We start from the raw sequence: 13,957 nt of genomic DNA, 5'->3' as shown, positions 1-13,957 counted from the left end.
GACGGAACCTGCTGACGGCGTGATGTATGAAGCCGGGGAAAGCCTCGAACACCACCCGTCCTCAAGCATGCCCGGGGGCCGGCGGTGGCACGATGGCCTCACCTCGGCTGATGTCCTGGAACGCACCGGTGCCGGACGCATCAACCGCGTCCCGGGAACAACAAGCCGCAGCCTCTGGGAAATCGTCCGGGCGAATGTCCTGACCCTTTTCAACGGCATCGTGGCGGGGTGCTTCATCCTGCTGTTGGTGCTGGACCAGTGGCGGGACGCGCTCTTTGGCTTTTCGGCCCTTGGTAACTCACTGATCGGAATCGTCCAGGAATACCGCGCGAAGAAATCCCTTGACCGGTTAGCCATTCTCCACGCGGCGGAGAGCAAGGTTGTGCGGGACGGCAGGCCCCAACGGATCCCTGCGGACGCCCTGGTTCCGGACGACATCGTCCTGCTCAGCGCCGGGGAACAGGTAAGCGCGGACCTGCGCCTCCTGGACGGAGGGTACGTGGAGGTGGACGAGTCCTTCCTGACCGGAGAATCCGAACCCGTGTCCAAGGCTCCCGGAGCGGTGCTCCTGTCCGGGTCGCTGATCATGGCCGGCAGTGGCCGGGCAGCGGTGTTCCGGGCAGGACCGGACACGTTCGCCTACAAACTTACGGCTGAGGCCAAGCGGTTCTCCCTGGTCACGTCCGAGATCCGCTCGGGCCTGGACAAAGTCCTCCGCGTCATTACGTGGCTGCTCCTGCCCACCGCAGCACTCGTGGCCAACGCCCAGATCCAGAATGCCGGCGGCTGGGAGGACGCCCTCAGTTCCGGGCGCTGGATACCCGGGACCTTGGGCCTGGTGGCCAGCATCATCTCCATGATTCCGCTCGGCCTGGTCCTGCTCACCAGCGTTGCGTTTGCCGTGGGCGGGGTCCGGCTTGCCGGCCACATGGTCCTGGTGCAGGAGCTGGCGGCCGTTGAGGTTTTGGCGAGGGTCGACGTCCTGTGCCTGGACAAGACGGGCACCCTGTCCTCCGGTTCCATCAAATTCGACGCCGTGCACGACGCCGGCACACCGCCGGCGGAGGGGTGGCGGAGGGCCCTGGAGTGGTTCGGCGCAAACGAGGAAGCCAGCACGACGGCCAAGTCCATCGGCGCCGCTTTTCCGGCGGGCGACCTCCTGCCGGCGGCCGCGTCCGTGCCGTTCACTTCCGCCCGGAAATGGAGCGCAGTGACGTTCCCGCCCGGGTCCGGGGCTCCCGGAACCTGGGTGTTGGGAGCTCCTGACGCTGTCCTTGCGGGATCCTCCCGGCGTGCCGGGGCCCACCGGCTCGCCGCGGCACTGGCCTCCACCGGGCTGCGGACCCTGGCACTCGCCCACATGCCGGGCTCCCTGCCCGGTTCCGTGCCCGAATGGGGCGAAAGCGGCCGGCTGCCCCCCGAACTTGTTCCGGTGGTGCTGTTGACCTTCCGTGAGGACATCCGGAAGGACGCACACAAGACCCTCGCATACTTCCGGCAGCAGGGGGTCGCCGTGAAGATCATCTCCGGGGACGATCCGCGCACCGTTGCCGTCCTGGCGCGCGAAGTGGGGTTTGGACAGGGTGCGGCCTATGACGCGCGAAACCTGCCCGCCGACCCCGTCCTGCTGGAAAAGACCATGGAGGACCACCACGTGTTCGGCAGCGTCACCCCTGCCCAGAAGCGGGACATGGTCCAGGCCCTGAAGCGGCGCGGGCACACGGTGGCAATGACCGGAGACGGCGTCAATGATGTGCTTGCGCTGAAGGATGCGGACCTGGGCATCGCCATGGACACGGCATCACCGGCCACCAAGGCCGTGGCACGGCTTGTCCTTTTGGACGGGCGCTTCGACAGGTTGCCCGCGGTCGTGGCGGAGGGCCGCCGCGCCATCAGCAACATCGAGCGGGTCTCCATGGTGTTCCTCAGCAAGACCGTGTACATAACGCTGACCTCGTTGGCTTTCGCCCTGCTGCTGCTGCCCTTCCCGTTCCTTCCGCGCCAGCTGTCCGTACTGGACGGACTGACCATCGGCCTGCCCGCATTCTTCCTGGCCCTCCAGCCCAGTGCACAGCGCTATGCACCTGGTTTCCTGAAACGCTCCCTGGCCTTCTCGGTACCGGCCGGTATGTGCGCCGCGCTGTGCGTGCTGGCGGTCGCCGCCTACGCGCGGCTGGGCGGCCAGCACGGCACCGGGGCGGTCCAGTCTGCCACCATCATCAGCCTCGCCCTGATCGCGGCATGGATCCTGGTGATGGCATCCCGGCCGTTGAACTGGATCAAAACCCTCATTTTGGCCGGCATGTACGGCGGCCTGGTCCTCTTGTTCACCGTCCCTCCGGTCAAGGATTTCTTCAGGCTCGACTGGCCGCCCCCGGACCTGCTGGCGGCCTCCGTCATAGTGGCCCTGGCAGGAAGCCTGGCTATCGAAGGAATCGGCCGTTTTCAACGGCGCCTGACCGGCGGCCAAGGAATGGCTGGCGGAAAATGACTTTCGGCTCTGGCCGGGCTGCGCCGGCCGTGCCACAGTGATAAGCCGGATGGCACGAGGAGGAATCGGTGCTCGCTTGGTGGGTGGGCCGCCCCGGCCCCGTCTCTACCCGTCCCCTGACCATGGGGATCCGCGAAAACCCCAGGCCCGGGGCCAACGAACTCCTGGTTGACGTGAGCGTGTGCGGTGTCTGCCGCACGGACCTGCATCTCGCCGAAGGGGACCTCCCGCCCCGCCGTCCCCGTGTTGTGCCAGGGCACGAGGCAGTGGGCGTGGTAGCCGGGACCGGGCCGGGCAATTCCCCGTTCGCACCGGGTGACAGGGTAGGCATCGCCTGGCTTGGCGGGGTCTGCGGTACCTGCGCCTACTGCCGCCGCGGGGACGAAAACCTGTGCACGGCACCCGTCTTCACCGGGTGGGACAAGGACGGCGGCTACGCCCAGCAGCTCACTGTCGCCCAGGACTTTGCCTACCCTATCCCTGAGGTGTTCACCGATGAAGAGGCGGCACCCCTGCTGTGCTCGGGCATCATCGGCTACCGCGCGCTGAAGCGGGCCCGTGTGCCGGCCGGGGGCCGCCTTGGCATCTACGGTTTCGGCAGTTCCGCCCACCTGACCGCGCAGCTGGCGATGCACCAGGGGGCGTCCGTCTACGTCATGACCCGCTCGGCGAAGGCCCGTGCCCTTGCCCGGGATCTCGGCGCAGAGTACGTCGGCGGCGCCTACGACGATCCACCGGTGCCGCTTGATTCCGCCATCCTCTTTGCTCCTGTGGGGGACCTCGTGCCGGTGGCGCTCCGGGCCCTCGATCGTGGCGGAACGCTGGCGATTGCGGGCATCTACCTCAGCGACATACCGGCCCTGAACTACCATGACCATCTGTTCTACGAGCGTCAAGTGTGCAGCGTTACCGCCAACACGCGGGCGGACGGACTGGAGTTCCTGGCGCTCGCAGCCGAAATTCCGCTGGCACCGGCCACCACCGTCTACCCGTTTGATGCAGCCGCTACCGCGCTGGACGATCTTGCCGGGGACAGGATCACCGGTTCCGCCGTGCTCCGGGTTAGCCCGGAAACACCTGCAGGCCAGGGTGGGACCTTGGACTCTGGAACCTTCACCGCGTAAAGCGGATGGTGGTAGTGCCGGGCAACCAGCTGTCCCGGACCAGTATGAGCAGGAGGCAATAATGACTGAGCTGATGAAGTGGTTTGAGTCGCGCCGCTCCCCCATGGACCTGATCGAAAGGCTGTTCGAAGGCGAGACGGGGACGGCCGCCATCCGGGTAGAGGAGATGGTGGACGGCAACACCTTGGTGGTGCGGGCGGAGCTGCCCGGCATCGACCCGGACAAGGACGTTGACGTGACAGTGACCGACGGCGTGCTGTCCATCAAGGCCGAGCGGCAGGAAAAGAAGGAACACAAGGACAAGGACAGTTACCGGTCCGAATTCCGTTACGGTTCCTTTGTCCGACGGCTCCCGCTGCCCAGCGGCGTCCAGCAGGGCGACGTCACCGCGTCCTACAAGGACGGCGTCCTGGAAGTCCGTGCTCCCCTGCCGGACCAGGGCCAGGGACCGGCGGCCTCGAAAATCCCGATTAGCAGGGGTTGACGGCTGGTGCCTGGTACTGCCGGGGCCAGGCACCACTCCGGTCAGCCGAACAGGACTGCTGCCTCCCGGTACCGCTCCTCGGGTACCACCTTCAAAGTTCCAAGGGCGAGCTCCAGGCCCACGGTGACAACGTCGGTTCCCCGCAGGGACACCATGGTCCCCCAACTCCCGCTCGCTGCCGCTTCCACGGCGGCCATCCCGAGCCTCGTGGCAAGCACGCGGTCGTAGGCCGTCGGTTCACCGCCCCGCTGGATATGGCCCAGGACGGTGGCCCGCGTTTCAATGCCGGTCAGCTCCTGCAACTGCTGTTCCAGCAGGCGGCCGATGCCGCCAAGCCGGGGCCGCCCGAAAGTATCAAGGCCCCGGGGCGCATAGGGTGCTTCCTGTCCCTCCAGCGCAAACGCCTCCGCCACCACCACCAGGGGTGCCCTTCCGCGGTCCCGTGCCGACATGACCCAGGCCGAGACCTGCTCCAAGGACACGGGATGCTCGGGAAGCAGGATGGCGTGGGCGCCTGATGCCATTCCCGCGTGGAGCGCAATCCAGCCGGCGTTGCGGCCCATGACCTCCGCGATCATGCACCGGTGGTGGGATTCCCCGGTGGTCCGCAGCCTGTCGATGGCTTCCGTTGCCGTTTGCACTGCTGAATCGAAACCGAAGGTGTAGTCGGTTGCACCGAGATCGTTATCGATCGTTTTGGGTACACCCACCACGTTGATGCCCTGGTCGGACAGGGCTTTTGCCGCCGCCAGCGTTCCTTCACCGCCAATGGCGATAAGGCCGTCCAGGCCGTTGCGCCGGAGGCTTTCCCTTACCGCGTCAGTGCCGCCGTCCTTGAGCGGATTGGTGCGGGAGGTTCCCAGGATGGTTCCGCCAAGCCGGGAAAGTCCCCGGACACTGGACCGGGGCAAGGGAACAACGTCCTGCTCCAGGACTCCCCGCCAGCCATCGCGGAAGCCCAGGAATCCGAATCCGTGGGCTACATCGCCCCCCAGCACGGCTCCCCGGATCACGGCGTTCACCCCCGGGCAGTCACCGCCGCTGGTCAGGATTCCGAGTTGCTTCATGATGCGGCCGATCCCTGCGCCTTCGCCGGCAGGCGGAAACTCCTGGCCAGCCCGGCCGGGAGGGCTGTGTCCCTCCCGTTCACATGCAGCGTGATGGGGGCCGCGTCTCCTGGTGCGGAGGCAATGTGCAGGCGCCCGTCCTTGAGTTCAATCTTGAGGTGATGTCCCCGGTAGCGGACTTCAAAGGCCACAGCCCGCAGCCCGGTGGGCAGGTTGGGCGCGAACACAATGGTGTCGCCGCTGAGCCGCAGCCCGGCGAAACTGCGTTGGATGACGTCGATGGTCCCGGCCATGGCGCCCAAATGGATTCCGGCCCTGGTTGTGCCATGCTGCGTGTCGTCGAGGTCGGCGTCGAGGGCTTCCCGGAAACTGTCCCATGCGCGGTCCGCGTCCACCGCGGCCAGCACGGATGCATGCGCCACCCGGCTCAGCGTGGATCCATGGGCAGTCCGGGCGAGGTAATACTCAATGGTCCGGTTCAGCTGGTCCGCGGTGAAGGCGTATCCGAGTTCGGAAAGAAGGCTGATGAGCCCTTCCTGGCCCAGCAGGTAGGGCAGCATCAGGACATCGGCCTGCTTGGCGAGTTTGTAGCGGTTGGTACCGTCCCCCTCGGCCTCCAGGATCAGGTCCAGCCGCTCGATGCTGTCATAGGCCTCCCGGTAGCGTTCCCAGTCGAGTTCCTCCAGCTCTTCGTAACCGGCGAACTGGCTGATGATGCCGTCGGAGTGGAAGGGAACGAAAAATGCCTTGCCCACCTGCTCCCAGCCGGCAACTTCCTCATCCGTAATGCCGAGGCGGTCCATCAGCCCGCCCAATTCGTTGCCCTGCACAATGGAGACAAGCTCAGCGGCCCGGAGGCATGCCCAGGCAGCCATCACGTTGGTGTAGGCGTTGTCATCAAGTCCCGGATCGGCGCTGCCCGGATATCCCGTGTGGTACTCATCCGGCCCCACGACGCCGCGGAGGTGGTAACGGCCGGTGTCCTGGCTGCGCTCCGCCCGGGACGAGAAGAACCGGGCAACGTCGATGACCAGTTCAGCGCCCCGCCGGAGGAGCCAGGCTTTGTCATTGGTGGCCTGGTAGTACTGCCAGGCGTTGAAGGCCACGGCCAGGCCAGCGTGCAACTGCATATGCGAATTGTCTTTGACCCACCGCCCGGACCTGTCGTTATAGAGCCATTTGGGCGTCTCCTCCGTCCCGTCACTGCCGCTCTGCCACGGAAACTTCGCACCGGAGAACCCCAGGACGGAGGCCGCGTGGCGGGCCGCGGGAAGCCTCCGCCAGCGGTAGTCGATGAGGGACCGGGCAAGATCGGGCGTCCTCGACGTCAGGAGGGGCAGCACAAACAGCTCGTCCCAGAAGACGTGGCCCCGGTAACCCTCGCCATGGAGACCGCGGGCAGTGACTCCCGCATCCAGCTCGGCCGTATGGCGGGTCAGGGTCTGCAGCACGTGGAAGATGTGCAGGTTGAGGACCAGGCGCACCTGGACCGGCGCGTCGATATCCACCCGGAACGGGTCCAGTTCACGCCGCCAGGCCTCCTGGTGGGCAGACAGGAGGGCTTCGAAATCGTCACCGCACCGCTCCAGTACGGCCCGCGCAGCCGACGCCGGGGAGGAAATCGCACGGTCACGGGAGGTCACTACGGCCACGGCCTTGCTGATCCTGGACGGTGCCCCGTCGACGAGCGGAACCTCGAACGTCCGGAAGTGAAAGGCACCCTTCCTGCCGGGATGTCCGCCGCCCGCCGCCCCGGATACCAGCGTACGGAACGCGGCAGCAATCCGGACCAGGCTTTGCGTCGTTTCAGCTTCGACGACCGAAATGTCTTCCGGATTGGATTGCTCGACGCCGCTTCCGGCCTTGGTCCGGTCCACCAGGTGGCTCCCGGGAACCGACCCCTTGCCGGGAGTGTTCATATTCCTGACACCGGCGTTGACGCCGCTGCGGACTTCCACAACACCGTTCCAGCCCAGCGGGGTGACTTTCATGTCCAGGGCAAGGAGGTGGGGCTCGGCCATGGACGCGAAACGCGTCTGGACAACTTCCAGGCGCCGCTTGTCAGCGGCTTCCAGCAGCAGCCGCCGCTCCAGGACGGCGCGCTGGAGATCCAGGGTGCGGCGCTCGCGGAGGACTGTCATTCCACCCGTCGACCACCACTGTCCGGGCGACAGCCGAAGGTCGACCGGAAGGCAGTCAGGGGCATTGACCATGTGCTCTTCCACGAGCACTTCACCGGCCGCCTCGGAGGCCACCCGGTTGTAGACGCCCGCGAGGTACATGCCCGGGTACCGGAAGCTTCCGCCCTCCGGCGCCGCTCCCCGCACGCCAAAGTAGCCATTGCCAAGGGTGGTAAGCGCTTCGCGGTGCCCCTCGTGGCCGGCGTCGAAGCCCTCATAGATCAGTTGCCAGGGATCACCCACAACGAGGCCCAGGTCCAGTTCGCCAACGTCGTTGAGGACAGAGCGCGCCCCGGCGGCTTCGAGTTCCCGCCGGCTGCCGTTGCGGTCGATTCCCACCACCAACCCGAATCCGCCCCGGTGCGCCGCCAGTACCCCCGCGACCGAGTCTTCAATGACCACGGCGTGGGACGGCGATACCCCCAGGCGGAACGCGGCGGCCAGGAAGACGTCAGGGGCGGGCTTCCCGCGGAGGCCCAGGTTTGCTGCGGCGGTCCCGTCCAGGATGACGTTGAAATAGCCCGGAATGCCGGCCGCGTCCAGGACGGAGGAGGCATTGCGGCTGGACGTGACCACACCGGTGGGAACACCGGCGTCGGAAAGTCTTTGCAGCAGCTGCATTGTCCCCGGATAGCTTTGGACGCCGTCCTCCCTCAGGTGCTCGAGGAACAGGCGGTTCTTAAGGGCGCCCAGCCCAAAAGCCGTCCAGGTGCCCGGCTCATCCCGGTCAGATCCCCGGTCGACTTTCACTCCCCTGGAGGCAAGGAACTTCAGCACGCCTTCCTCCCGGGGAAGGCCGTCAATGTAGTTGCGGTAGTCGGCTTTGGTGAGGGGGGATCGGTCCGCGGTGGCGGGTATCCGGGGGTCCTGCAGGATCTGTTCGAAGGCCTCTTTCCAGGCGGCCTGATGCACCAGCGCCGTGTTGGTGACCACCCCGTCCAGGTCGAAGATAACGGCGTCAAAGGGCGGCTTGGCGGCAGCAGCAGTGGGCGACGCGGTCATATGACAGGGATACCAGCAGGCCGTCCGCCCGTGACAGTGCCGTTAGGCCTGTCTGCCCAGCCGCTGCTCGGCTGCGGCGATGACGGGCAGGGCCTTCAGGAACGTGTCCGGGTTCAGCGAGATGGAATCAATGCCCTTGCTGATCAGGAACTCGGCAAGGTCCGGGTGGTTGCTCGGGCCCTGCCCGCAGATGCCGATCTTGATGCCGGCCGCGTGTGCTTTGTCGATGGCCTGGGCAATCATCGAACTGACGGCGGGGTCCCTTTCGTCGAACAGCCCGGCCAGCTGCTCAGAGTCGCGGTCCACGCCCAGGACCAGCTGGGTGAGGTCGTTGGAGCCAATGGAAAAGCCGTCGAAGCGCTGGGCGAACTGTTCCGCCAGCACCACGTTGGAGGGTATCTCGCACATCATGTAGAGCTGCAGCCCGGCGCTGCCCCGTACCAGGCCGTGCCCGGCCATGGCCTCTATGACCAGGTCAGCTTCGCGCAAGGTCCGGCAGAAGGGAACCATGACAATGACGTTGGCGAAACCCACTTCCTCGCGGACGCGCTTAAGGGCCCTGCATTCCAGGGCAAAGCCCTCGCGGTAGTGCTCGCTGTAATAGCGCGAGGCACCCCGGAAACCCAGCATGGGGTTTTCTTCCGCGTGTTCAAAATAGCCGCCGCCGATCAGGTGGCTGTACTCGTTGGTCTTGAAGTCGCTGAGCCGGACGATCACGGGCTTGGGATGGAACGGCGCCGCGATCTTGGCGATCCCGGTGGCCAGCACGTCGACGAAGTACTCCTGGGGGTCCCGGTAGCCGCTGGTGAGTTTGCGGATGAGCGCTGCTTCCCCAGGGTCTGCCACCCGCTCGGGGTGCACCAGGGCCATCGGATGGATGCGGATGAGGTTGTTGATGATGAATTCCATCCGGGCCAGCCCCACTCCAGCCGCCGGCAGGCGCCACCATTTGAAGGCTGCGGCAGGACTGCCGATGTTGACCATGATGTCGGTGCCGGTGGCGGGAAGAGCCTCCATGTCCACTTCCTCCACGGTGTAGTCCAGGAGTCCTTCGTACACCCGGCCTTCTTCGCCTTCCGCGCAGGACAGGGTGATGGGGTCACCGTCAGGCAGGGCTTCGGTTGCGTTGCGTGTTCCGACGACGGCGGGTACGCCCAGTTCCCGGCTCACGATCGCCGCGTGGCTGGTAGGCCCGCCGTGGTCCGTGACGATGCCCGCTGCACGCTGCATCACCGGCACCCAGTCCGGATCTGTCATCCGGGTCACCAGCACCGAGCCGTCCACGAACGATTCGATGTCCTTCGCATCCCGGATGACGCAGGCCGGCCCGTTGGCTATGGCATCACCGATCGCCGCCCCTGATGCCAGCACGCGCCCCGGCTCACGCAGGTGGTAGGTGCGGAACGTGGAGCTGCTGCGCCGGGCCTGGACCGTCTCCGGCCTGGCCTGCACCATGAACAGTTCGCCCGTTACGCCGTCCTTGGCCCATTCCATGTCCATGGGCCTGCCGTAGTGTGCCTCCACGGCAGCGGCCCAACGCGCCAGCAGGACAACTTCCTGGTCGTTCAGCACCAGGGTCTCCTGCTCCCGTTGGCTCGTTTCCACCATCCGGGTCCTCGCGTTTCCCCCGAGGCTGTAGACCATCTTGCGTTCCTTTGCGCCGCGTTCCCTGTCAATCACGGGGCTGAAGCGGTCATCGGCGAGCAGCGGTTTGAACACCTGGTATTTGTCCGGGTTGATGGTGCCCTGCACTACCGTCTCGCCGAGCCCCCAGGCCGCGCTGATAAGCACGGCCTGCGGAAACCCGGACTCCGTGTCGATGGAGAACATGACCCCCGAAGCGCCGACGTCCGAGCGGACCATGCGCTGGACACCTACGGACAATGCCACCTCCAGGTGGTCGTAGCCCTTCATTTCCCGGTAGCTGATGGCGCGGTCGGTGAACAGCGAGGCATAGCAGTTCCGGCAGGCTTCGAGGACGGCGCGTTCCCCCGCCACATTGAGGAACGTCTCCTGCTGGCCCGCGAAACTGGCGTCCGGCAGGTCCTCCGCTGTGGCACTGCTGCGGACCGCAACCGCAACCTCGGGCTGGCCGGCGCGGCGGCAAAGGAGGCGGTAGTGTTCCTCGATTGCCTGCCCGGTGCTTTCCGGAAAAGTGGCCGACAGAAACAGTTCCCTGATGGCCGCCCCGGCCTGGCGCAGGGTGGCCCGCCCCGCGCGGTACTCCCCGATGTAGGCCCGGATGCGCGGCTCCAGGGCGTTGGCTTCCAGGAAAGCGCGGTAGGCAGCAGCGGTGGTGGCGAACCCTTCCGGGACCCTCACGCCGGCCGAACGCAGGGACCGGCTCAACTCGCCCAGGGAGGCGTTCTTTCCCCCCACGGACGCGATGTCCCCTATCCCGGTGTCAGCGATCCACATGACATGGACATCGGCACGGGGGGTTGCGGGTGCAGTCATGCCTTGATTCTGGGCCGTGGCGGAAGACGCCGGGCAGAGTCTTTGGTCCCGAGCACGGCCCGCCCCCGGAGCGCGCCCCTTGCCGGGCCCCGCACCAGGGGAGGCTGCCGGTCATGCGTGGTTGGAGCGGCCCCTGATGCGCTTGTAGGCCCAGTCCGCAGCCAGGACGGCCGGCACTGCCGACAATGCCACGAGGAGTCCTGCAGGCGCCGGGGGTGCCTGCCCCAGGACGGCGGCGAGCTGGGGAATAAACAGGCAAGCCGCGAGCACACCCAGCTCAGCCAGGATCGCCCATGCCAGGAGCCTGTTCGTGCCCCAGCCCAGCCGCCAGGGCGGAACGGTTGCACTCCGGCAGGCGAAGGCGTTGGCCAGCTGACCCAGCACCACCGCTGTGAAAGCGGCACCTGAGGCGGCCATCAGCAGCCCGGGCTCCGGCGTCTCGCCGCGGTCCCAGCCACCGCCGAAGAGCACCGCGGAAAATGCGGCCATTTCGATGACGGCCTCCACGGGGCCAAGCACGCAGAAGACGCGCACCATCAGCTTCCGGTCCATCAGGTGCCGCCGTTCCGGGGGCCGCGCAAGCACGCGTTTGCCCGGCTGCTCAGCGCCCAGGGCCAGGGCCGGCAGCAGGTCGGTTCCGATGTCCAGGGCAAGGATCTGCAGGACGCCGAGGGCCAGTGGAAACTGCCCGCCGGAGAGCGCCCAGATAACAAACGGGGTCAGCTCCGCCACGTTGTCCGTGAGGTGGTAGGTAAGGAACCTGTGGATGTTGGCGTAGGTGGCCCTGCCCTGTTCGATGGCGGCCACGATGGTTCCGAAGTGGTCATCGAGGAGGACCAGGTCGGCCGCTTCGCGTGCGACATCGGTGCCGCTTAAGCCCATGGCCACACCGATGTCCGCTTCGCGCAGGGCCGGGCCGTCGTTCACACCGTCTCCGGTCATGGCCACCACGTGTCCCCGGGATTGCAGCGCCCTGGCAACCCGCAGCTTCTGCTCCGGGGAAACCCGGCTCACCACCACCCCGTCGCGGTCCAGGAGCGCGCCGAGCAACTGCTCGTCGTCCGGGAGCTCCGTGCCTTCCAGCACCCGTTCGGGAACCCCCATCAACCCGATCTCACGCGCGATGGCCGCACCAGTGCCCGGATGGTCACCGGTGATCATGGCGAGTTTGAGACCGGCATTACGGGCGGTCCGGATGACCTCGCCCACGTCCGGCCGGGGCGGATCATGAAGCCCGATCAGGCCCAGCAGCTCGAGGCCGCGTTCGATGTCCTCGGCGGGGCGGGACTCCCAGAGGTCCGGCGCGCCCTCCAGCTTCCGCCGCGCCACGGCGATGACACGCAGCCCACGGGAGGCCATCAGATGGACCTGTTCCCCGACCGGTTCGGGCACGGCGCCGCAGAGCGGAAGAACCGCCTCCGGGGCGCCCTTGCAGAACAGGTCCTGTCCAACGATCGCCGATTCCCGCCGTCGTCCGGGATCGAAGGGGAGCCTGCGCGAAGGCACCCTTCCGTCGCCTGCTGCCCCTGTCAGCCGCCGTGCCAGCACGTCGATGGCCGCTTCCATTGGGTCGCCGGAGGCCCGCCACTGTCCTTCGTGCAGTTCGGCGCGGCCTTGTGAGGCGGCAAGGGCCGCGAGCGCAGTTTCGGCGGCTTTGTCCTTTCCCTCCCCCAGGACTGTCCCTTCCGGGTTGTACCCGTCGCCGGCAATGTGTACCTCTCCTTGGGAGGTGAAGACCTCGACGGCGTTCATCCTGTTCTGGGTCAGTGTGCCCGTCTTGTCCGTACAGATGAACGTGGTGGACCCAAGGGTCTCCACCGCCTCAAGGTTGCGGACCAGCGCATTGCGGGCAGCCATGCGCTGGGCGCCCATCGCGAGCGACAGCGTCACCGTGGGCAGCAGGCCCTCGGGAACAAGGGCAACGGCGACGCCGATGGCGAAGAGGAAGGAATCCCGCCACTGGATGCCCACCAGCAGGGACACCAGGAAAAAGACGGCGGCAATTGCCAGGGCAACGGATGCCACCACGCGGACGATCCGGCGCAGTTCCAAGGACAGCGGGGTGGGTGGGGAAACGGCTCCGCTGGTCAGGAGCGCGATCCCGGCCAGCCGGGTCCTGGCGCCCGTGGCCGAAACGGCGGCCTCCGCGTTGCCGTTGACCAGGAACGTCCCGCCCCAGGCAGGATCGCCGCCGGCTTTCGGCACCGGTTCGCTCTCCCCGGTCAGCATGGATTCGTCCACGGTGCAGGACGCAGCGGTGACCAGCACGACGTCGGCGGGGATGCGGTCTCCGGCGGCCAGCAGCACGAGGTCGTTGATCACCAGTTCACTGGCATGGACTTTCCGGACGCGCCCGTCCCGCCGCACCAGTACGTCAGCGGGCAGCAGTCCCCGCAGTTTCGCCGCCGCGTGCTGGGCACGTTCCTGCTGGATGTGGGCAAAGACGCCGTTGACAAGGACGACGACGATAATCGCCACGCCCAGTTGCGGCATGTCCGCGAGGAAGGCAAGGCCCGCCGCGCACCACAGCATGAGGGCGAAGAAGTGCGTCAGCTCCCCCCAGAGTTTCCGCCACTGGGGCACCGGTTTCTCGGCCGGAAGGAGGTTGGGGCCTGCCTGCTTCAGGAGATCCGCGGCCTGGACCGAGGTCAGGCCAGCCGCGGTCATCACACGACGTCCGCCTCCTGGCCCACCAGGAGCACCGGGCACACGGACCGTGCGGCGCACGCCTTGCTGACGGAGCCCATGCTGGTTCCGAGGAACCCTCCCTCACCGTGCCGCCCGACTACCAGAAGCTGTGCCCGCCGGCTTTCCTCCACGAGGACCTTGCCCGGCGGCCCGAACTTCACCGTTACGCCGACATCTTCGGGCCGGTCGCCGGAGAATGCCCTCCCCAGGGCTTCGTCCACCAACCGGCGGGCCGCGTCCTCAAGCCTCGCGGTAAATTGGCGGTCGGCGCCTTCAAGGTGGGGCAGCACCAGGTAGTCCGGCATGCCGATGCAGGTGATGACCTCCAGCCGGGCGCCAAGGCGGGCCGCGAGGGTGCCCGCGTACCTCAGGGCTGCCGATGAGAATTCTGACCCGTCGACACCCACAATGACGGGCTTGGACACTGTTTCTGCTTTCATATCCACCACATTCCCTACTGGCGG

At 66.8% G+C, this 13,957-nt stretch carries 8 protein-coding genes; 3 read left to right on the top strand and 5 right to left on the bottom strand.

The features are described 5' to 3' along the window. The first annotated feature begins 22 nt into the window (after positions 1-22). The 3 genes from U7114_RS08295 to U7114_RS08285 all read left to right on the top strand — a co-directional run bounded on the left by U7114_RS08295 (position 23) and on the right by U7114_RS08285 (position 4,099). Positions 23-2,491, top strand: a complete 2,469-nt coding sequence (locus tag U7114_RS08295; protein ID WP_323057205.1) for an HAD-IC family P-type ATPase — start codon at positions 23-25, stop codon at positions 2,489-2,491. Between the two features lie 68 nt (positions 2,492-2,559). Continuing rightward, the gene (locus U7114_RS08290) at positions 2,560-3,615 is read left to right on the top strand and encodes a zinc-dependent alcohol dehydrogenase family protein (protein WP_323057080.1); all 1,056 of its coding nucleotides are present in this window, start codon (positions 2,560-2,562) and stop codon (positions 3,613-3,615) included. A 61-nt stretch (positions 3,616-3,676) separates the two neighbouring features. Beyond that, positions 3,677-4,099 (top strand): Hsp20/alpha crystallin family protein, encoded by a 423-nt coding sequence (locus U7114_RS08285; RefSeq protein ID WP_157242018.1) that lies wholly within the window; start codon positions 3,677-3,679, stop codon positions 4,097-4,099. A 41-nt stretch (positions 4,100-4,140) separates the two neighbouring features. Here the strand turns inward: U7114_RS08285 and U7114_RS08280 are convergent, their stop codons facing one another. The 5 genes from U7114_RS08280 to U7114_RS08260 all read right to left on the bottom strand — a co-directional run bounded on the left by U7114_RS08280 (position 4,141) and on the right by U7114_RS08260 (position 13,933). Further along, positions 4,141-5,166: an ATP-dependent 6-phosphofructokinase gene (locus U7114_RS08280; RefSeq protein WP_323057079.1), complete on the bottom strand. Its 1,026-nt coding sequence runs from the start codon at positions 5,164-5,166 to the stop codon at positions 4,141-4,143. After that, positions 5,163-8,348, bottom strand: coding sequence for an HAD-IA family hydrolase (locus U7114_RS08275; protein ID WP_323057078.1), 3,186 nt, complete (start codon positions 8,346-8,348; stop codon positions 5,163-5,165). Before U7114_RS08275 ends, U7114_RS08280 begins: the two co-directional genes overlap by 4 nt. Positions 8,349-8,390: 42 nt before the next feature. Beyond that, the gene (ppsA, locus tag U7114_RS08270) at positions 8,391-10,805 is read right to left on the bottom strand and encodes a phosphoenolpyruvate synthase (protein WP_323057077.1); all 2,415 of its coding nucleotides are present in this window, start codon (positions 10,803-10,805) and stop codon (positions 8,391-8,393) included. A 111-nt stretch (positions 10,806-10,916) separates the two neighbouring features. Further along, complete coding sequence (locus U7114_RS08265; protein ID WP_323057076.1) at positions 10,917-13,472, bottom strand: cation-transporting P-type ATPase; 2,556 nt, start codon at positions 13,470-13,472, stop codon at positions 10,917-10,919. Further along, a complete protein-coding gene (locus U7114_RS08260; protein ID WP_157242014.1) occupies positions 13,472-13,933 on the bottom strand; it encodes a universal stress protein in 462 nt (153 codons plus the stop codon). The genes U7114_RS08265 and U7114_RS08260 overlap by 1 nt, the downstream gene beginning before the upstream one ends. Positions 13,934-13,957 lie beyond the last annotated feature (24 nt).

The organism is Pseudarthrobacter sp. C1, assembly GCF_034720455.1.
Classification (GTDB): domain Bacteria; phylum Actinomycetota; class Actinomycetes; order Actinomycetales; family Micrococcaceae; genus Arthrobacter.
Note: the sequence above shows the minus strand (reverse complement) of the source record. Positions and strands in the feature narration are given on the sequence as shown.